Below are 18,451 nucleotides of genomic sequence, written 5' to 3'. Positions count from 1 at the left end.
CCGCCCGTGGTGTCCGACGGGGCGTCGAGCGGGGCCCCAGGTGTACGCGGGCCCCGCCCCGGACCTGCCGCTGGACCAGCCGGTACGCGTGCCGGCCGGATACCGGCGGCTCACCCTGCGGGCCGGGGAGGAGCGGCGCGTCACCGTCCGCGTCGAGCCCCGGACCCTGTCCTCCTGGGACCCGGAGGTCCACGACTGGGTGCTGGGCACCGGGCCGCGCGGCGAGTGGATCGGGGCGTCGTCACGGGATCTGCGGCTGCTGCTGAACGCGAGAGTGGGCGGCTGACACGGAGCGGCGGGCGACAGATGGCCGAGAGGCGCCTGGCATCGAACCGGAACAAACTGGTACTCCTCCTGAGTCCGTCCGCAGAACCCAGGGAGTCCACTCATGCCCGAGGCCCCGAGCCAGGACAGCAGGACCGCACTCACCGACGAGGAACTGCGCACGCTGGACGCCCACTGGCGGGCCGCCAACTACCTGGCGGCCGGTCAGATCTACCTGCTGGCGAACCCCCTGCTCAGGGAGCCGCTGCGGCCCGAGCACATCAAGCCGCGGCTGCTGGGCCACTGGGGCACCTCACCGGGGCTGAACCTCGTCTACACCCACCTCAACCGGGTGATCAAGGCGCGCGAGCTGGACGGCCTGTGCATCTGGGGCCCGGGCCACGGCGGGCCGTCGGTCCTGGCCAACTCCTGGCTGGAGGGCAGCTACAGCGAGAAGTACCCGGACGCGAGCCGGGACGCGCAGGGCATGGACCTGCTGATGCGGCAGTTCTCGTTCCCGGGCGGTGTGCCCAGCCATGTCGCGCCGGAGGTGCCCGGCTCGATCCACGAGGGCGGCGAGCTCGGCTACTCCCTCGCCCACGCCTACGGCGCCGCCCTCGACAACCCGGACCTGCTGGTGGCCTGTGTGATCGGCGACGGCGAAGCGGAGACCGGCCCGCTTGCGGCGTCCTGGCACTCCAACAAGTTCCTCGACCCCGTCCACGACGGGGCCGTCCTGCCCATCCTCCACCTCAACGGCTACAAGATCGCCAACCCGACCGTGCTGTCCCGCATCCCGGAGGCGGAACTCGACGCCCTGCTGCGCGGCCACGGTCACGAGCCGATCCACGTCTCCGGCGACGATCCGGCCACCGTCCACCGCGCGATGGCCGCGGCCATGGACACCGCGCTCGACCGCATCGCCGAAGCACAGCGCGCCGCCCGCGAGGAGGGCGTCAGCGAGCGCCCGCACTGGCCGGTGATCGTGCTGCGCACCCCCAAGGGCTGGACCGGCCCCGCCGAGGTCGACGGGGTGCCGGTCGAGGGCACCTGGCGCGCCCACCAGGTGCCGCTGGCCGGTGTCCGCGACAACCCCGAGCATCTGCGGCAACTGGAGTCCTGGCTGCGCTCGTACCGGCCCGAGGAACTGTTCGACGCCGAGGGCCGCCCGGTCGCGGACGTCCTCGCCTGCGTCCCCGACGGCACCAGGCGCCTCGGCGCCACCCCGCACGCCAACGGCGGACTGCTCGTCCGCGACCTGCCGATCCCGTCCCTGGACGACTTCGCCGTCCCGGTCGACAAGCCGGGCACGACGATGCACGAGCCGACCCGCGTCCTCGGCGACCTCCTCGCCCGGGTCATGCGCGACACCACCGACCGCCGGGACTTCCGCCTGGTCGGCCCGGACGAGACCGCCTCCAACCGGCTCCAGGCCGTCTTCGAGGCCAGCGGCAAGGCCTGGCAGGCCGAGATCCTGCCCGTGGACGAGCACCTGGACCGGAACGGCCGGGTGATGGAGGTCCTCTCCGAACACCTCTGCCAGGGCTGGCTGGAGGGCTATTTGCTCACCGGCCGGCACGGGCTGTTCTCCTGCTACGAGGCGTTCGTGCACATCGTCGACTCCATGGTCAACCAGCACATCAAGTGGCTGCGCACCTCCCGGCGGCTGCCCTGGCGCGCCCCCATCGCCTCCCTCAACTACCTGCTGACCTCCCATGTGTGGCGGCAGGACCACAACGGCTTCTCCCACCAGGACCCCGGCTTCGTCGACCACGTCCTCAACAAGAGCCCCGAGGTCGTGCGGGTCTACTTCCCGCCGGACGCCAACACCCTGCTGTCGGTGGCGGACCACGCCCTGCGGAGCCGCGACTACGTCAACGTCGTCGTGGCCGGCAAGCAGCCCTGCTTCGACTGGCTGTCGATGGACGAGGCCCGGGTCCACTGCGCCCGCGGCGCCGGCATCTGGGAATGGGCGGGCACCGAGGACGGCACCGAGCCCGATGTCGTGCTGGCCTGCGCCGGTGACGTCCCCACCCAGGAGGTCCTGGCCGCCGCGCACCTGCTCCGCCGGTACCTGCCCGAGCTCTCCGTCCGCGTGGTGAACGTCGTCGACCTCGCCCGGCTGCTGCCCCGCGAGGAGCACCCGCACGGCATGAGCGACTTCGAGTACGACGGCCTGTTCACCACCGACAAGCCGGTGATCTTCGCCTACCACGGCTATCCGTGGCTGATCCACCGCCTCGCCTACCGCCGCACCGGCCACCAGCACCTGCACGTGCGCGGCTACAAGGAGGCCGGCACCACGACCACGCCGTTCGACATGGTCGTCCGCAACGACCTCGACCGCTACCGCCTGGTCATGGACGTCATCGACCGTGTCCCCGGGCTCGCGGTCCGCGCCACGGCCGTACGCCAGCGGATGGCCGACGTCCGCACCCGCCACCACGCCTGGATCCGCGAGCACGGCACCGACCTGCCCGAGGTCGCCGAGTGGAGCTGGAACGCCTGAGCCCCGAGGGACGTCCTAGGAGCCGGTAGGCTTCCCGTGCACGCAGGGAAGCTCAGGGAAAGGAACCGGCGTTGCACGTCCAGGAATGGCTCGAAACAGTACCCGCGGTCGCCGTCTACGCACTGGTGGGGCTGGTCATCGGCCTGGAAAGCCTGGGTATCCCGCTGCCGGGCGAGATCATCCTCGTCTCCTCGGCGCTGCTGGCGTCCCAGCACGGCGAGATCGACCCCGTCGTCCTCGGCGCCAGCGCCACGGCCGGCGCGATCATCGGTGACTCGATCGGCTACGCCATCGGACGCAAGGGCGGGCGGCCCCTGCTGGCGTGGCTGGGCAACAAGTTCCCCAAGCACTTCAGCGAGGGGCACATCGCCACCGCCGAGCGCTCCTTCGAGAAGTGGGGCATGTGGACCGTCTTCTTCGGCCGCTTCGTCGCCCTGCTCCGCATCTTCGCGGGCCCCCTCGCCGGCGTCCTCCGCATGCCGTACTGGAAGTTCCTGATCGCCAACGTCCTCGGCGGCATCGTCTGGGCGGGCGGCACCACAGCGGTCATCTACTACGTCGGCATCGTCGCGGAGTCCTGGCTGAAGCGCTTCTCGTGGCTGGGCCTGGTGGCGGCGGTCCTGGTGGGCCTCACGTCCATGCTGGTGATCAAGCGCAAGGCGAAGAAGGCGCAGCAGGCGCACCAGGCCCAGCCCGTGACCGCCGCGGAGTAGCACGGCCTTCCCGCTACGCGTGCACCTCGCGGTGCGCCTTGGCCAGCTCGGCGTACATCGTGCCGTTGAGGGTGACGCCCTGCCGCTCCTCCTCCGACAGCTCCCGCCGCACCTTCGCGGGAACCCCTGCCACCAGTGACCCGGGCGGCACGACCATGCCCTGGGGCACCAGCGCCTGTGCGGCGACCAGTGACCCGGCCCCGATCACGGCGCCGTTCAGGACCGTCGCGCCCATCCCGATCAGACAGTCGTCCTCCACGGTCGCCCCGTGCACGACCGCGTTGTGCCCGATGCTCACCCGCTCACCGACGCTCACGGGAAACCCCGGGTCGGCGTGGAGCGTGCAGTTGTCCTGGACGTTGCTGCTCGCCCCGACGGAGATCGCCTCGACGTCACCGCGCACCACGGCTCCGTACCAGACGCTCGCCCCCGCGCCCAGCGTCACGCTCCCGATCACCGACGCCGTCGGCGCCACGAACGCCGACGCATCGATCTCCGGCTCCCTGCCGCCGATCCCCGTGATCATCGCCCGCTGACCCATGCCCGCCTCCAAGCGCCGTAGACAACGCGCACACCGTACGACACCCGGTGGGGCGAAGATCACAGGCATCCGACGCCGCGGGGTCAAGGGCCGCTGAGTACCGTGAGCGGGTGCCGAAGCGCAAGAACACGTTCTCATCCTGGCGGCGGGGCCTCACGCAGCGCGCCGTCCACGCGGGCTGGGCCTGGCTGCAGCGGACGGCCTCCGTCACCGCCGAGCACCCCGGCCGCTACCGCTTCGGCGCGATGGGAACAGGTACCAGGCTCGCCTTCCCGCTCGGCACGGTCTTCGGCGAGCCCTGGATCCACCTCGGCTCCCACTGCATCATCGGCGAGCAGGTCACCCTCACCGCGGGCCTGATGCCCGACCTCGACCTCGGACCGGACCCGATCCTGCGCCTCGGCGACGGTGTGGTCCTGGGCCGCGGCAGCCACGTCATCGCCGACACGACGGTCACGATCGGCAGCGACTGCTACTTCGGCCCGTACGTCTACGTCACGTCCACGAACCACTCCTACGACGATCCGCACGAGCCGATCGGCAAGCAGTGGCCGCGGATGGAGCCGGTGGAGATCGGGCCCGGCTGCTGGATCGGCACGGGAGCGGTGATCCTGCCGGGCGCCCGGATCGGGCGGAACGTGGTGGTGGCCGCGGGCGCGGTCGTGCGGGGCACGGTGCCCGACCACGCCGTGGTGGCGGGCGCACCGGCCCGCGTCGTACGGCGCTGGACCCCCGCCGACGGCTGGCAGCCACCGCTGCGCACCCCGGCGCCGGTGCCGATACCGGAGGGCGTCACCCCCGAGCAGCTCCGCGCGCTGTCGGACCTCGACGAGGAGACGGCGGCCCGGCTGGCCGAGCTGGACGAGGAGCCGGCGGCCGGACTCGCGGAACTGGAGCCGGGGTCGTCCTGACGCCCGCGAGGGACCCCGCCGGGGCTCGGACCCGCCGGGCGGAGCCGGTACCTGAAAAGCAACGGCGACCCGGCCGTCGGGCGGTGCAGCGCGCGGGTATGCGTCGATGTCCGGGGCCGCGCGGTGAGCCCGGTTCAGCCCGACGCCAGCAGCACCGTCCCCACCAGGGCCAGGCCCGCACCCGCGGCCTGCACCGCCCGCAGCCGTTCGCGCAGGACGCCGCGCGCGGCCACGGCCGTCACCACCGGGTACAGGGAGGCCAGCACGGCGGCGACCGTCACCGGGCCGTGCTGCGCGGCGATCGAGTACGTGCCGTTCGCGGCGACGTCCGCGAGGCCGACGAAGGCGAGGGCGGGCAGTGAGCGCCAGGGGAAGCCGTCCGCCGGAAGGGCGGGTGCGCCGCGGCGCACCGACACGAACAGTGCGAGCCCGCCCGCGGCGACGTTGGTCACCCGCTGGACGAACAGCGCCAGGAACAGGCCGGTCAGCGTCGTCGACGCCTCGGCGATCAGGGCCATCACCGCGCCGAAGCCGAACGCCGCGAGCAGGGTCAGGGCGATGGCCTGCCGCTGGACGGCGGCGCCGCGGAACTGGGGGCCACCCGCGAGGCACACACCGGCGACGGCCACCAGGATGCCGGCGAACTGCAGCAGACCGGGACGCTCGCCCAGCACCAGGCCCACCCCGACCGGCACGGCCACGCCGAGCGACCCCAGCGGCGAGACCACGCCCATCGGGCCGAGCGCGAGCGCCTTGTAGAAGGCGAGCATCGCCACCGGCCCGACGAGTCCGGCCGCCACGGCGAACCACAGCTGCGGCCCCGTCTCGCTCCAGCCGCCGGTCGCCACCACCACCGCGCCGAGCACCACCACCGCGATCGACTGCGAGACCACGACCACCGTGAGCGCGGGCGTGCGCCGGGTCAGCAGGCCGCCGCCGAAGTCGGCCAGTCCCCACAACAGGCTGGTGGCCAGGGCGAAGAGCGCTGTCATGGGACGGATACCTCGCAGTACAGTTCAGTGAACGATCAGGTCAACCACACCATAGTGCAGCCTGTTGCACTGTGTCATACAGAATATTGGACGGAACGTGTCGGACCTCGACCTGCTGACCCAGTCCCTGGCGCGGAGCGTCAAGCACTGGCGCGCGGTGCGCGGCTTCACCCTGGACGTGCTCGCCGCCCGGGCGGGCGTCAGCCGCGGCATGCTCATCCAGATCGAGCAGGCCCGCACCAACCCCAGCCTCGGCACCGTCGTCAAGATCGGCGACGCACTCGGCGTCAGTATCACCACCCTGCTCGACTACGAGCAGGGCCCGAACGTCCGCGTCATCCCGGCAGAGCAGGCCGTACGGCTGTGGCACACCGACGCCGGCAGCTACAACCGGCTCCTCGCGGGCACCGAGGCGCCCGGCCCGCTGGAGATGTGGGACTGGCGGCTCATGCCCGGCGAGAGCAGCCCGTCGGACCCGCACCCCGCCGGCACGACCGAACTGCTCCACGTCACGGCGGGCGAACTGACCCTCACCGTCGACAGCGTCGAGCACCGCGTGCCTGCCGGCGCCAGCGTCCACTTCGAGGCCAACGTCCCGCACACCTACGCCAATACCGGGGACGCGCCCATGGAGATGGTCATGGCCGTCTCGGTGCCGCCCGTGTCCTGAGACGCCCGGTCCGCCGCCGGTCGGCTGTTGTTAGCGTGCGGACATGCGCGCACCCATCGGACACTTCGACAACGCCCGTCCGGCCCCCGCCTGCCTCGACGAACTCACCGGCCCGGTCGCCGACGCCGTGCGCCACTGGCCGGGCAGCGTCCCTGCCGACCAGATCGTCTACGTCGACACCGACCCGGCGTGGGCCGACACCGCCACCTTCGTGGAGCACTACGGGCAGGACCTGCTGGAGCGGTCCGCGAACTGCGTGGTCGTCGCGGGCAAGCGGGGCGGCGAGTCCACGCTCGCGGCGTGCGTCGTGCTGTCCACCACCCGGGTCGACGTGAACGGCGTCGTGCGCCGCCGGCTCGGCGCCCGCAAGGCCTCCTTCGCCTCGATGGACACGGCGACCGGCGAGACCGGTATGGAGTACGGCGGCATCACCCCGCTGGGGCTGCCGGACGGCTGGCCCGTCCTGGTGGACGCGGCCGTCGTCGACTTGCCGTACGTGCTCGTCGGCAGTGGCCGGCGGCGCGGCAAGCTGCTGGTCCCGGGCAAGGCGTTCGCGGAACTGCCGGGTGCCGTGGTGCTGGAGGGGCTCGGGGTCTCCTGACTCACGCCGCGATGTGGTGGGCCAGCGGCAGATGGGGGTCGCTCTCGCCCGGGGCCGGCTCCGGATCCGCGTGCACCAGGGCCGCGGTCAGCCGCGGTACCGCGTGCAGCAGCGCGTGCTCGGCATCCACGGCGATGCGGTGGGCCTCGCGCACCGTCACGTCGCCGTCCACCACGACCGCCACCTCGGCACGCAGCCGGTGGCCGATCCAGCGCAGCCGCAGCTCACCCACCCCGCGCACCCCGGGAACCTCGGTCAGGGCCCGCTCGGCCCGGTCCACCAGCGCCGGGTCGACGGCGTCCATCACCCGGCGGAACACCTCCCGGGCCGCGTCCCGCAGCACCAGCACGATCGCCGCGGTGATCGCCAGCCCGACGATCGGGTCCGCCAGCTGCCACCCCAGGGCCGAGCCTCCGGCGCCCAGCAGCACGGCCAGGGAGGTGAAGCCGTCGGTGCGGGCGTGCAGTCCGTCGGCGACCAGCGCGGCCGAGCCGATCGAGCGGCCGACGCGGATCCGGTAGCGGGCCACCCACTCGTTGCCGGCGAAGCCGACGAGGGCGGCCACGGCGACCGCCGGGACGTGCGCGACAGGGCGCGGATCCAGCAGCCGGTCCACAGCCGTCCAGCCCGCGAAGGCCGCGGACGCGGCGATCGTCAGCACGATCACCAGGCCCGCCAGGTCCTCGGCCCGCCCGTAGCCGTAGGTGAAGCGGCGCGTGGCCGCGCGCCGGCCCAGCATGAAGGCGATCCCGAGCGGGACGGCGGTCAGCGCGTCCGCGGTGTTGTGCACCGTGTCCCCGAGTAGTGCCACCGAGCCGGAGACGGCCACCACGACCGCCTGGGCCAGCGCCGTCACGCCGAGGACGCCGAGCGAGACCCAGAGCGCCCGCATCCCGCGGGCCGAGGACTCCAGGGCGGAGTCGACCTTGTCGGCCGTCTCGTGGGAGTGCGGGGTGAGGAGATGACCCACCCGGTGGCGCAGACCGTGCCGGTGCCCCTGGTCGTGCCGGTGCCCCTGGTCGTGCCGGAGCCCGTGGCCGTCCCCATGCCCGTGGTCCTGCTCGTGCTCGTGGTCATGAGGGTGGGAGTGCTCGTGCCGGTCGCTCACGTGGATCCCCTTTCGGTGCGCGCGAGAGTGGACGTACCCGTGCCGTGGCGCCATTATGTGCGTATGAGCGCACGCATGCACCTGTCATCTGCGCATGATGCGCACCCGCGCAGCCCCGGCGAGGAGCAGTTCGCACTCGCCGCCGAACTGCTCGCCCTGCTGGGGGACCGCACGCGGCTCGCCCTGCTGCACGCGCTGACCGGGGGAGAGGCCGACGTCACGACGCTCACGGAGGCGTGCGGGGCGGCCAGGCCGGCCGTCAGCCAGCACCTGGCGCGACTGCGTCTCGCGGGCCTGGTGAACACGCGCAAGGAGGGCCGCCGGGTGATCTACTCACTGCGCGACGGCCATCTGCGCCGGCTCGTCGACGAGGCGTTGAACGTGGCCGACCACCGCCTCAGCGACCGGCCCCCGCACGACTGACCACGCGTGGCTCAGTACCGCGCCGCCGTCCCGAGGTACTGCTCGGCGAAGGCGGCGGCCGCCGCGGGCGAGGTGAACAGGCGGCGCAGCCGGGCGAGCGTGGTGCCCGCGCGGAACGGGTCGCCCGCCGCCGAGCCGTGGTACAGCTCGGACAGCCACTGCGAGAACTCCTGGTAGTCCCACACGCGCCGCAGACACGCCTCCGCGTAGCCGCCGAGGCCGCTGTCGTCACCGGTGGTCAGCCGGGCGACCAGGGCGTCGCCGAGCAGGAAGGCGTCGTGCAGGGCGAGGTTCATGCCCTTGGCGGCGATGGGGGCGACCAGGTGGGCCGCGTCGCCCGCGAGGTAGAGCCGGCCGTGCACCATCGGCTCGACCACGTAGTCGTGCATGTCCAGCACGCGCTTCTCGATCAGCCGCCCCTCGGTCAGCGGCGGCACTCCGGCCGCCCGGAGCCGTTCCCGGAGCTCCGACCAGACGCGCTCGTGCGGCCAGTTCTCCGGGTCGTCGCCCGGCGGGCACTGGAGGTAGTAGCGGGTCACCTGCGGGCTGCGGGGCATCTGGCCGGCGAAGCCGCGCGCGTGGCAGCCGAACAGCACGCAGTCGGCGGACGGCGGCGCCTCGGCGAGCAGGGCCAGCCAGCCGATGCCGTAGTCGTGTCGCGCGATCCGGACCCGTTCGGGCGGGAGCGAGGCCCGGGTCGCCCCGCGCGCCCCGTCGCACCCGGCGACGAAGTCGCAGTGCACGACCTGGCGTTCACCGGTCTCGGGGCAGGTGTACGACACCGACGGCCGGTCGCTGTCGAAGTCGTGGACCTGCACTTCCCGGACGCCGAAGCGGATCCGGCCGCCCCGGACGTCGGCGTACTCGCGCACCAGGTCCGTCACCAGCAACGGCTGCGGATAGACGAAGTGATGGCTGCCCGTCAGCTCGCCGTACGGGAACCGGTAACGCTCTCCGTCGAAGCGGAACTCGCAGGCGGTGTGCGATTCCGCGCGGTCCAGCAGGTTCCGGGCGAGGCCCCGCTTCTCCAGGCCCCGCACGGCCCATTCCTCGATGACCCCGGCCCGGGGCCGCTGTTCGACGAACTCCCGGGTCTCGCTCTCCAGCACCAGGCAGTCCACGGACGCCGCCCGCAGGACGTTGGCGACGGTCAGACCAGCCGGACCGGCGCCCACGACGACGACCGAAACGCGGTGCGGGGCACCGGAGTTCGCGGGCGGAGAGGCGTGGGTCATGCGCACATTATGGAGGCCGGTCTCCATCGAGGCCGGTCTCAGCGGTGATGAGTCAGCCGTGGGATCTCGATCGCCGGGCAGCGGTCCATCACCATCTCCAGACCAGCCGCGCGGGTCCGCTCGTACGCCGCCTCGTCGATGACGCCGAGCTGGAACCAGACGCCCTTCGCGCCCCTGGCGACCGCCTCGTCCGCGACCGCCCCGGCGAGGTCGCTGTTCACGAACACGTCGACGACGTCCACGTCGAAGGGGATGTCCGCCAGGCTCGCGTACCCCTTCTCCCCGTGCACCGTCTCCGCCTTCGGATGCACCGGCACGACGCGCTTGCCGAACCGCTGGAGGACGGCGGCGACGCCGTACGCCGCCCGCTGCTGGTTCGACGACAGGCCCACCACGGCCCACGTGTCGCCGAGCTCGGTGAGGATCCTGCGGACCGTTGCCTCGTCGCCGTACACCGGCGGCCTCCTCGGAGTCGTGGACGCACTTCACTCCCGGCAACGACGCAGGGTACGCGGTGATTCCCGGAGGCCCCCGTGATAGCTTGCCGAGGCCAGTCGAACCCATGTACGTGGGTCAGGGAATCCGGTGCGAATCCGGAACTGACGCGCAGCGGTGAGGGGGACGGGCGGGGCCTCGGCCACTGGACGACTCCGGTCGTCCGGGAAGGCGTCCCGCACCGGGTGAACCCGAGTCCGAAGACCTGCTGGCGGCCCCCGCGGCCGCATGCGGCGGGGGAGCACCGTACGACCGGGCTCCGCGATCGGGCCCTCGACGACTGAGGACTGGTTCCCGTGCCCCTCGCCCGACCCGCCCGTGCCGCCGTCCTGCTCGCGGCCGGCTCCCTGCTCCTGACCGGCTGCGGCGGCACCGGGTCCACCGATGCCAAGGCCGCCGTCACGCTCACCAACTGCGGGCACGAGGTCCGCGTCCCGGCCGCGCCACGGCATGCCGTGTCCCTCAACCAGGGCACCACCGAGATCCTGCTCTCCCTCGGCCTGGCCGACCGCCTCGCGGGCACGGCCACCTGGACCGACCCCGTGATGAAGGGGCTGGAGAAGGCCGACGCAACGGTGCCGCGCATCGCCGACAACAATCCGTCCCTCGAACGCGTCCTGGACACCCAGCCCGACTTCGTCGCCGCGTCCTTCGTCTCCACCCTCGGCAAGGGCGGCGTCGCCACCCGCGAGCAGTTCGAGAAGCTCGGCGTCCCCACCTACGTCTCTCCGTCCGACTGCGCCGGCAAGGACAACTCGGGCGGCGGCGACGGCGCACGCGACAAGGCCCTGGGCATCGACACCGTCTACGGCGAAGTGCGGGACCTCGCGACCGTGTTCGGGGTGAAGGGGCGGGGCGACAAGCTCGTGGCCTCCCTCCAGCAGCGCATGAAGAAGGCCACGGCCGGCATCAACGCCCGTGACGTCACCCTCCTCTACTGGTTCGCGAACTCCGAGTCGCCCTACCTGGCGGGCTGTTGCGGAGCGCCCGGCATCATCACCCGGGCCCTCGGCGCGAAGAACGCCTTCGACGACACGCACGAGGAGTGGCCGCAGGTCAACTGGGAGACGGTCGCCGACCGTGACCCCGACGTCCTCGTCATCGGCGACCTCACCCGCAAGTCGCAGACCGCCGAGTCGGCCGCGAAGAAGATCGCCTTCCTGGAGTCCAACCCGGTCACCAGGAACATGGACGCCGTCCGGCACAAGCGGTACGTGCTGCTCAGCGGGCAGGCCATGAACCCGACCATCCGCACCGTCGAGGGCGTGGAGCAGGTGGCCGCCGGGCTGCGCCGGTTCGGGCTGGTGAAGTGACCGCCCGGGAACTCCCGGGCGCCGGGGTCCGACCCCGGCGCGGGGCCGGGCTCGCGCTCGGCACGGCCGGGACCGTCGCGCTCGTCGCCTCCCTCGCCGTGGCCATCACCATCGGTCCCGCCGACATCCGCGTCGGCGACGTGTGGTCCGTCGTGGCCGCCCATCTCGGCCTCGGCAGCTCGGAGCTGACGCCGATCCGGGACGGGATCGTCTGGCAGCTGCGACTGCCGCGCACCCTGCTCGCGGCGGTGTGCGGGGCCGGACTGGCCGTGTGCGGGGCGGTGATGCAGTCGCTGCTGCGCAACCCGCTGGCCGACCCCTTCGTGCTCGGGGTGTCCTCGGGCGCATCCACCGGAGCGGTCCTCGTGGTCGTGCTCGGCGTGGGCGGCGGCGCCCTGTCGGTGTCCGCGGGCGCGTTCCTCGGCGCCCTGCTCTCGTTCGCGCTGGTGCTGCTGCTCAGCCACACCCTCGGCGGCACCACCGACCGGGTCGTCCTCGCGGGCGTCGCCGCCATGCAGCTCTTCTCCGCCCTCACCTCGTTCGTCGTGATGACCTCCGCCGACGCCGAGACGACCCGCGGCGTGCTGTTCTGGCTCCTCGGCTCGCTCGGCGGCGCCGGCTGGACCGACGTGTGGCTGTGCGCGGCCGTACTGGCCGTGGCCCTGGTGGTCTGCCTGTCCTACGCCCGTACCCTCGACGCCTTCGCCTTCGGGCAGGACGCGGCGGCCGCGCTCGGGGTGTCCCTCGCCCGGACCCGTCTGGTGCTGCTGTGCGTCACGGCCCTGCTCACGGCCGCGCTGGTCAGCTCGGCCGGGGCGATCGGCTTCGTCGGCCTGGTCCTGCCGCACGCCGCCCGGGCCCTGACCGGCCCCGGGCACACGCGGCTGCTGCCGGTCACCGCCCTCGCGGGGGCGGTGTTCCTCGTGTGGGTGGACACCCTGGCCCGGACCGTCCTCGATCCGCAGGAGGTCCCGGTGGGGGTCGTGACGTCACTGATCGGGGTGCCGGCGTTCGTGGCGGTGCTGTACCGGACGCGGAGGGCGCGGTGACCGGCGCGGGGGCATCGGTGGGGGAGGGGCTGCGGGCCGACCGGGTCAGCCGCCGTGCCGACGGGCGTCTCATCCTGGACGGCGTCGCCCTCGCGCCGGAGACCGGCTCCACCGTCGGCGTCCTCGGCCCCAACGGCTCCGGCAAGTCCACGCTGCTGCGGCTGCTGGCCGGGCTGCTCACGCCGGCCTCCGGAGTCGTCACCCTCGACGGCACACCGCTGGGCGACCTGCCCCGCCGCGCGGTCGCCCGCCGTCTCGCCGTCGTCGAGCAACAGTCGGACACCCAGATCGAGCTGACGGTCGAGGACATCGTGCGGCTGGGTCGCGTCCCGCACCGCCGCGCCTGGACACCCGCCTCCGCGGACGACGAGCGCGCGGTGCGCGCCGCGCTGGAGCGCACGGGCCTCGACGGCCGCTCCGGCCGGCTCTGGCACACCCTGTCGGGCGGCGAACGCCAACGGGTGCAGATCGCCCGCGCGCTCGCCCAGGAACCCCGCGAACTCCTGCTCGACGAGCCCACCAACCACCTCGACATCCACCACCAGCTCGACCTGCTCACCCTGGTCACAAGCCTGCCGGTCACCACCGTCGTCGCCCTGCACGACCTCAACCTCGCGGCGATGTACTGCGATCGCGTTGTCGTGCTGTGCGCGGGGCGGGTCGTGGCGGGAGGCACTCCGGGCGACGTCCTCACGGCCGAGCTCATCGCCGAGGTGTACGGGGTGCGGGCCGCCGTCAGCCCGGAAGGGCCCGAGGGACGGCCTCATGTGCGGTTCCTGGGCACGCTGGCCTGAGAGGAGCGATCGGGCACGCCATTGGTGGGGCGATCGCGCCACGGTGGCCGGAAAATGCCGAACCTGCCTGCGCATGCCCGCCCGCCCGCCTACGCTCGCCTCGTGCTGCGCATCATCGACGCCCGAACCCGTGAGCCGGTCGACGCCGCCCCGGCCCTCCGGGGCCTGACCCGTGTGGAGGTGCACGCGCCCGGCTCCGACACGACCAACCTGCGGGTGCTGCTCGTCGGGGACCTGCTCGTCCGGGCCCTGGAGCTCGGCGGCACACCGGTGTGGGCGCTGCTGACCGGCGGCCGACGGCAGGCGGAGCTGCGCGCGGGCGCCGCGACGCTCGGCATCCGCCCGTTCGAGGACAGCCCCGACGTCGGTGCCGGTCTGGGAGAGGCCCAGGTCGTCCATGTCACCGCCGAGGGCGGGGCGGTACCCGACGGGGTGCGGATCGCCGTCGCGCCTGTGGAGCCCGGCCTGCCGGACCAGTCCGATCCCGCCGCCCTGCGCCTCGCCCTGATCGCGCGGCACCACAGCGCCCCCGTCCGGCTGGAGGCGGCCGGACTCGACGACGCCCGCGCCACCCTCGCCCGCTGGCGCGCCGCGGTCGCCCGCTGGGCACGGCAGCCCTCGCGGCCGATCCCCGACGGCGTGCGGGGGCGGCTGCGCGAAGCCTGGGACGACGACCTGGACGTGCCCCGGGTGCTGGACGTCCTGCGTCAGGTCGAGACCGAACCGGAACTGGCGGACGGCGCCCGCTTCGAGACGTACGCCTACGCCGACCGGCTCCTCGGCCTCGACCTCACCCGCGACCTGGGAGCCCCGTCATGATCGACCGCGCCGGAGCGGGCCCGCTGCGCCGCCTGATCGTGCTGCGGCACGCCAAGTCCGCCTGGCCGCTGGACGTCGCCGACCACGAACGCCCCCTCGCCCCGCGCGGCCGCCGGGACGCCCCCGCGGCAGGGCGGGCCCTGGCCGACGCCGACCTCCTGCCGGACCTCGCGCTGTGCTCCACCGCCGTCCGAGCCCGCCGGACCTGGGACCTGGCCGCCGCCGAGTGGGGCACGCCCCCGCCGGTCCGGTACGACCGGCGGCTGTACGCCGCCGGCCCGTCGGGTCTGCTGGCCGTCATCCACGAGGTGCCCGCCGAGGTGGAGACGCTGCTGCTGATCGGACACAACCCGGAGCTGGAGGAACTGATCGTGGCCCTCGCCGATGACGGCCTCGACGACACCCTGGAGCAGGTCCGCACGAAGTTCCCCACGTCGGCGATCGCCGTCCTGTCCTGGCGCGGCACGGCCTGGCGGGCCCTCGCCCCCGGCACCGCGCTGCTCACGTCCGTGACCGTGCCCCGGGGCGCGAAGAAGTAGCCCGGGTTCCCGAACCGGCATGGGGCCTTTCAGGTGACGTGCGCCGGGATCGCGCTGCGCGCTCGGGCCGCGGTGGGTACGCCGTCTGCGAAGAACGGCCGTGCCGATCCATGAGGAGACCAGCCATGCACGCAGTGATCCGGCGGTACGCAGGGGTGACCGACCCGGCCGAGGCGGGACGCCGGGTGAACGAGGGGTTCCTGCCGCTCGTCCGCCAGGTCAAGGGGTTCGTGGCCTACTACTGGGTCGACGCCGGCGGCGGGGTGATGGTGTCGACCAGCGTCTTCCAGGACCGGGCCGGCGCCGAGGAGTCGACCGAGAGGGCAGGGGACTTCGTACGGGATCGGCTTGCCGAGCTGCTGCCCCATCCGCCCCAGGTCACGGCCGGCGAGGTCGTGGCCCATGGATAGCGGGGGTTCCGGCAGGTCCGGCTGACCGGAGGCATCGCAGGCCCGCCCGGCCGCGTCCCCGAGAGGCCTCCGCCCCGTCGGGACGCCCTCAGGCACGCGATTAGGCTGGCCGGATGCCCGACGAATACCGCACGGTCGCCGGCGCCGGCGTGCACGAGACCGAGGTCAACCGCTCACGCTTCCTGTGCGCCCTCGCCCCGGCGGCCACCGAGCAGGAGGCCCAGGACTTCATCGCCGCGGTCCGTAAACAGCACGCCGCCGCCTCCCACAACTGCTGGGCCTACGTCATCGGCGCCGACGCCTCCGTGCAGAAGGCGAGCGACGACGGCGAACCCGGCGGCACCGCCGGCGTCCCCATGCTCCAGATGCTGCTGCGCCGCGACATGCGGTACGTCGTCGCCGTCGTCACCCGCTACTTCGGCGGGGTCAAACTCGGCGCCGGCGGGCTCATCCGGGCGTACGGCGGGGCGGTCGGCGAGGCCCTGGACAGCCTCGGCACCCGCACCCGCCGCAGGTACCGGCTGGCCACGGTCACCGTCGACCACCAGCGGGCCGGCAAGCTCGAGAACGACCTGCGCACCGGCGGGCGCGAAGTCCGGGACGTGCGCTACGAGGACGCCGTCACCATCGAGATCGCCCTCCCGGACGCCGATGTGGACGCCTTCCGGTCCTGGCTCGCCGACGCCACCGCCGGTACGGCCGGCTTCGAGGCGGGCGGGGAGGCGTACGGGGACGCGTGACGGCGGCTCCGCCTCGCACGACGGCGGTGCGGCGGGGGCGGGATCCGGCCGGTCGCCCGCCGAGGTCAGCGGCCGGCGCCGGTCCGGCCCGCGGCCCCCTCCCCGCCCGCGGCCCCCTCCCCGTCCTCGGCCGCCGTGCCCGTCGGGACGCGGCCCAGCCGGAACGCGAGCAGCGCCGTGCCGACGGCGAGCGCCGCGAGGACGTACGCGGTGCGGTCGAAGGCCTCCGCGAAGTCGGCCAGGTCCGTGTCCGGACCCGGTGCTTGGGGATTGGTACCCAGGAAGCCGCGGTACAGGGCCCCGATGACGGCTACCCCGAAGGCCATCCCCGCCTGGGTGACGGTGTTGAGCACACCGGACCCGGCGCCCGCGTCGTCCGGGTGAACCCGGGTGAGAACGGTGTCCACCAGGGGCGCGACGACCAGGCCCTGCCCCAGTCCGGAGACGCCCATCACGGCGGCGAGCGCGACCGCCTGGTCCGATCCGTCCAGGCCGGTGACGGCGGGCACGGCGACGAGACCGGCCGCCATGACCAGACCGCCCGCCACCGACACCCCGATACCGAACCGGGCGGCGAGCCTGCGGCACGCGGCCGAGGCGACGATGAACCCGAGGCCGAGCGGCACGAAGACCAGGCTCGCGGCCAGCGGGGTCTGCCTCAGGCCCGACTGGAGGTGGTAGGTGAGCACCAGGAACAGCCCGGCGTTGCCCGAGAAGAACATCAGCACCGTGCCCATGCTGAGCGGGAAGCCCTTGGCCCGCAGCAGCCGGGCCGGCAGCAGCGGGTCGTTTCCGGCGGCCTCCGTCCGGCGCTCCCAGCGCAGGAACGCCAGGGTGCCGGCGGCGCCGAGGACGAAGCACGCGTACGTCCACCAGGGCCAGCCGTGCTCGCCGCCGAGGATCAGCGGGATCAGCACGAGGGGCAGCAGCACGGCGGTGAAGGCCGCGCCGGCGATGTCCAGGCGTGGCCGGTCCGCGCTGCGGCTCTCGCTGATCGCGGGCACGGCCGCGCACAGGATCGCCGCGCCGATGGGCACGTTGATCAGGAAGATCATGCGCCAGCCCAGACCCGCCACGTCCAGGTCCAGCAGCAGGCCGCCGCCCACGAGGCCAGCGATGACGCCCGCGCCGATGGAGGCGCCGTAGGCACCGACGGCCCGGGCGCGGTCGCGCTCGTGCACGAAGACGGCCCGGATGAGGGAGAGCACCTGCGGTGTCATCACCGCGGCCGACAGGCCCTGCAGCACCCGCGCCGCGATGAGCGTGCCCGGACCGGGCGCGAGCGCGCACAGCAGGGACGTCAGGGTGAACGCGGCCACGCCGTACTGGAAGGTGCGCTTGCGGCCGATCCGGTCGCCCAGACGGCCGCCGGTTACCATGCCCGCTGCGTAAGCGATCACGTACCCGTCGATCACGAACTGGAGCTGGCCGAACCCGGCGTTCAGGTCCGCCTGGATCCCCGGAGCGGCGACGTTCACGATGAACATGTCGATCTGGCTCATGAACATCGCCAGCAGGACCACGGTGAGCCCCGCCCAGTCCCGTCCGGTGGCTCGAGGAGGGCCGGTGGTGGTGGAGGCCCCGGCCGTGGCCTTCGGACTCGCTTTCCGTGTCACAGTGCGCATATCACCACTCGTCGTCGCATGCGTTTAGCGCTAAATTCAGATCTAAATGTAGCAGGTGGAAGGGAATCCCCATGAGGACGCCGGAACGAAGCGATCGCCGGCCGGCCGCCGCGGACCCGACAGGAGACGACCCCGCGGACGCCATCGCGGCCGCGTGGAGCCGCGAGCGCCCCCAGACCCCGGTGGACTCCATCGGCGTGGTCACGAGGATCTGGCAGCTCGCCAAGCACTTCGGCGACGACCGCCGGCGGGTCCTGGCCGAGGCCGGGGTCGACCCGGCCACTCTGGACCTGCTGAGCGTGCTGCGCCGCAGCGGGCCTCCCTACACGATGAGCACCCGGGACCTCGCCGTGCACTCCCTGGTCACCGCCGGCGCCATCTCGCAGCGGGTCGCACGTGCCGAACGCGAGCACCTGGTCACCCGCCGCCCCGCCCCCGGCCGCAGCCGCGCGGTGCTGGTGGAACTGACCACGGCCGGGCACGAGTTGGTCGAGCGCACGGTGGACCGGGTGCTCGCGCGCGAGTCCGAACTCCTCGAAGGCCTGGGCGCGGAGCGGCAGGAGGCACTCTCCGAGCTGCTGCGTGAGCTCCTCGGCGACGTGCAGGAACGGCTCAACGTGCGGGGCGTCTCCCATGTGGGGCACGAGGGCCTCGACCATCCGGAGCGGGGCTGAACCAGCCGCTCCGGCCGTCACGGGCC

The 18,451-nt window shown here is 73.3% G+C and carries 21 protein-coding genes and 1 riboswitch; of the genes, 15 read left to right on the top strand and 6 right to left on the bottom strand.

The window, feature by feature from the left end; translation table 11 throughout:
* Positions 1-40: 40 nt before the first annotated feature.
* The 3 genes from G3I77_RS30100 to G3I77_RS30090 all read left to right on the top strand — a co-directional run bounded on the left by G3I77_RS30100 (position 41) and on the right by G3I77_RS30090 (position 3,486).
* Positions 41-286, top strand: a complete 246-nt coding sequence (locus G3I77_RS30100) for a fibronectin type III-like domain-contianing protein (RefSeq protein ID WP_248508524.1) — start codon at positions 41-43, stop codon at positions 284-286.
* A 102-nt stretch (positions 287-388) separates the two neighbouring features.
* On the top strand, positions 389-2,773 hold the full coding sequence (locus tag G3I77_RS30095; RefSeq protein WP_248508523.1) for a phosphoketolase: 2,385 nt from the start codon (positions 389-391) through the stop codon (positions 2,771-2,773).
* Between the two features lie 71 nt (positions 2,774-2,844).
* Positions 2,845-3,486: a DedA family protein gene (locus G3I77_RS30090; protein WP_248508522.1), complete on the top strand. Its 642-nt coding sequence runs from the start codon at positions 2,845-2,847 to the stop codon at positions 3,484-3,486.
* Positions 3,487-3,499: 13 nt separating this feature from the next.
* Here the strand turns inward: G3I77_RS30090 and G3I77_RS30085 are convergent, their stop codons facing one another.
* A complete protein-coding gene (locus G3I77_RS30085; RefSeq protein ID WP_248508521.1) occupies positions 3,500-4,027 on the bottom strand; it encodes a gamma carbonic anhydrase family protein in 528 nt (175 codons plus the stop codon).
* 110 nt (positions 4,028-4,137) lie between these two features.
* On the opposite strand from G3I77_RS30085, the gene G3I77_RS30080 reads away from it, so the two are divergent.
* Positions 4,138-4,938: an acyltransferase gene (locus G3I77_RS30080; RefSeq protein ID WP_248508520.1), complete on the top strand. Its 801-nt coding sequence runs from the start codon at positions 4,138-4,140 to the stop codon at positions 4,936-4,938.
* 134 nt (positions 4,939-5,072) lie between these two features.
* Here the strand turns inward: G3I77_RS30080 and G3I77_RS30075 are convergent, their stop codons facing one another.
* Positions 5,073-5,930 carry a DMT family transporter gene (locus G3I77_RS30075; protein ID WP_248508518.1) on the bottom strand — a complete coding sequence of 286 codons (858 nt, stop codon included), beginning with the start codon at positions 5,928-5,930 and terminating at the stop codon, positions 5,073-5,075.
* Between the two features lie 97 nt (positions 5,931-6,027).
* On the opposite strand from G3I77_RS30075, the gene G3I77_RS30070 reads away from it, so the two are divergent.
* Positions 6,028-6,600: an XRE family transcriptional regulator gene (locus G3I77_RS30070; RefSeq protein WP_248508516.1), complete on the top strand. Its 573-nt coding sequence runs from the start codon at positions 6,028-6,030 to the stop codon at positions 6,598-6,600.
* A gap of 43 nt (positions 6,601-6,643) precedes the next feature.
* Positions 6,644-7,201, top strand: a complete 558-nt coding sequence (locus G3I77_RS30065) for a YbaK/EbsC family protein (protein ID WP_248508514.1) — start codon at positions 6,644-6,646, stop codon at positions 7,199-7,201.
* 1 nt (position 7,202) lies between these two features.
* On the opposite strand, the gene G3I77_RS30060 is transcribed toward G3I77_RS30065, so the two are convergent.
* Positions 7,203-8,309 (bottom strand): cation diffusion facilitator family transporter, encoded by a 1,107-nt coding sequence (locus tag G3I77_RS30060; RefSeq protein WP_248508512.1) that lies wholly within the window; start codon positions 8,307-8,309, stop codon positions 7,203-7,205.
* A 63-nt stretch (positions 8,310-8,372) separates the two neighbouring features.
* Between G3I77_RS30060 and G3I77_RS30055 the strand changes: the two genes are divergently transcribed.
* Complete coding sequence (locus G3I77_RS30055) at positions 8,373-8,732, top strand: metalloregulator ArsR/SmtB family transcription factor (protein WP_248508510.1); 360 nt, start codon at positions 8,373-8,375, stop codon at positions 8,730-8,732.
* Between the two features lie 11 nt (positions 8,733-8,743).
* Here G3I77_RS30055 and G3I77_RS30050 read toward each other — a convergent pair whose 3' ends face one another.
* Positions 8,744-9,967, bottom strand: a complete 1,224-nt coding sequence (locus tag G3I77_RS30050; protein ID WP_248508508.1) for a 4-hydroxybenzoate 3-monooxygenase — start codon at positions 9,965-9,967, stop codon at positions 8,744-8,746.
* A 38-nt stretch (positions 9,968-10,005) separates the two neighbouring features.
* On the bottom strand, positions 10,006-10,422 hold the full coding sequence (locus tag G3I77_RS30045; protein ID WP_248508506.1) for a CoA-binding protein: 417 nt from the start codon (positions 10,420-10,422) through the stop codon (positions 10,006-10,008).
* 79 nt (positions 10,423-10,501) lie between these two features.
* Positions 10,502-10,690: riboswitch (cobalamin riboswitch) on the top strand.
* 68 nt (positions 10,691-10,758) lie between these two features.
* Here G3I77_RS30045 and G3I77_RS30040 point away from each other — a divergent pair.
* From G3I77_RS30040 to G3I77_RS30010, 7 genes are all read left to right on the top strand, one after another.
* A complete protein-coding gene (locus G3I77_RS30040) occupies positions 10,759-11,775 on the top strand; it encodes an ABC transporter substrate-binding protein (protein WP_248508504.1) in 1,017 nt (338 codons plus the stop codon).
* Positions 11,772-12,824 (top strand): iron ABC transporter permease, encoded by a 1,053-nt coding sequence (locus G3I77_RS30035; protein ID WP_248508502.1) that lies wholly within the window; start codon positions 11,772-11,774, stop codon positions 12,822-12,824. Before G3I77_RS30040 ends, G3I77_RS30035 begins: the two co-directional genes overlap by 4 nt.
* Positions 12,821-13,618, top strand: a complete 798-nt coding sequence (locus G3I77_RS30030; protein WP_248508500.1) for an ABC transporter ATP-binding protein — start codon at positions 12,821-12,823, stop codon at positions 13,616-13,618. Before G3I77_RS30035 ends, G3I77_RS30030 begins: the two co-directional genes overlap by 4 nt.
* A 102-nt stretch (positions 13,619-13,720) precedes the next feature.
* Positions 13,721-14,437 carry a hypothetical protein gene (locus tag G3I77_RS30025; RefSeq protein WP_248508498.1) on the top strand — a complete coding sequence of 239 codons (717 nt, stop codon included), beginning with the start codon at positions 13,721-13,723 and terminating at the stop codon, positions 14,435-14,437.
* Positions 14,434-14,976: a histidine phosphatase family protein gene (locus G3I77_RS30020; protein WP_248508496.1), complete on the top strand. Its 543-nt coding sequence runs from the start codon at positions 14,434-14,436 to the stop codon at positions 14,974-14,976. Before G3I77_RS30025 ends, G3I77_RS30020 begins: the two co-directional genes overlap by 4 nt.
* Positions 14,977-15,101: 125 nt before the next feature.
* A complete protein-coding gene (locus G3I77_RS30015; RefSeq protein WP_248508494.1) occupies positions 15,102-15,386 on the top strand; it encodes a hypothetical protein in 285 nt (94 codons plus the stop codon).
* A gap of 113 nt (positions 15,387-15,499) precedes the next feature.
* Complete coding sequence (locus tag G3I77_RS30010) at positions 15,500-16,126, top strand: YigZ family protein (RefSeq protein ID WP_248508492.1); 627 nt, start codon at positions 15,500-15,502, stop codon at positions 16,124-16,126.
* 65 nt (positions 16,127-16,191) lie between these two features.
* On the opposite strand, the gene G3I77_RS30005 is transcribed toward G3I77_RS30010, so the two are convergent.
* On the bottom strand, positions 16,192-17,751 hold the full coding sequence (locus G3I77_RS30005) for an MFS transporter (RefSeq protein WP_248508490.1): 1,560 nt from the start codon (positions 17,749-17,751) through the stop codon (positions 16,192-16,194).
* A gap of 71 nt (positions 17,752-17,822) precedes the next feature.
* Here G3I77_RS30005 and G3I77_RS30000 point away from each other — a divergent pair, with 71 nt between their 5' ends.
* On the top strand, positions 17,823-18,425 hold the full coding sequence (locus G3I77_RS30000; RefSeq protein WP_248508488.1) for a MarR family winged helix-turn-helix transcriptional regulator: 603 nt from the start codon (positions 17,823-17,825) through the stop codon (positions 18,423-18,425).
* Positions 18,426-18,451: the final 26 nt, after the last annotated feature.

This window comes from Streptomyces sp. D2-8 (assembly GCF_023184515.1).
Taxonomy (GTDB): domain Bacteria; phylum Actinomycetota; class Actinomycetes; order Streptomycetales; family Streptomycetaceae; genus Streptomyces.
This window is presented reverse-complemented; position numbering and strand designations above follow the sequence as displayed.

Excerpts from the sequence above, each read along its gene's own strand:
- G3I77_RS30095 (WP_248508523.1), top strand. The coding sequence starts at position 389 with ATGCCCGAGGCCCCGAGCCAGGACAGCAGGACCGCACTCACCGACGAG.
- G3I77_RS30085 (WP_248508521.1), bottom strand. The coding sequence starts at position 4,027 with ATGGGTCAGCGGGCGATGATCACGGGGATCGGCGGCAGGGAGCCGGAG.
- G3I77_RS30075 (WP_248508518.1), bottom strand. The coding sequence starts at position 5,930 with ATGACAGCGCTCTTCGCCCTGGCCACCAGCCTGTTGTGGGGACTGGCC.
- G3I77_RS30065 (WP_248508514.1), top strand. The coding sequence starts at position 6,644 with ATGCGCGCACCCATCGGACACTTCGACAACGCCCGTCCGGCCCCCGCC.
- G3I77_RS30055 (WP_248508510.1), top strand. The coding sequence starts at position 8,373 with ATGAGCGCACGCATGCACCTGTCATCTGCGCATGATGCGCACCCGCGC.
- G3I77_RS30050 (WP_248508508.1), bottom strand. The coding sequence starts at position 9,967 with ATGACCCACGCCTCTCCGCCCGCGAACTCCGGTGCCCCGCACCGCGTT.
- G3I77_RS30020 (WP_248508496.1), top strand. The coding sequence starts at position 14,434 with ATGATCGACCGCGCCGGAGCGGGCCCGCTGCGCCGCCTGATCGTGCTG.
- G3I77_RS30015 (WP_248508494.1), top strand. The coding sequence starts at position 15,102 with ATGCACGCAGTGATCCGGCGGTACGCAGGGGTGACCGACCCGGCCGAG.
- G3I77_RS30010 (WP_248508492.1), top strand. The coding sequence starts at position 15,500 with ATGCCCGACGAATACCGCACGGTCGCCGGCGCCGGCGTGCACGAGACC.
- G3I77_RS30005 (WP_248508490.1), bottom strand. The coding sequence starts at position 17,751 with ATGCGCACTGTGACACGGAAAGCGAGTCCGAAGGCCACGGCCGGGGCC.
- G3I77_RS30000 (WP_248508488.1), top strand. The coding sequence starts at position 17,823 with ATGAGGACGCCGGAACGAAGCGATCGCCGGCCGGCCGCCGCGGACCCG.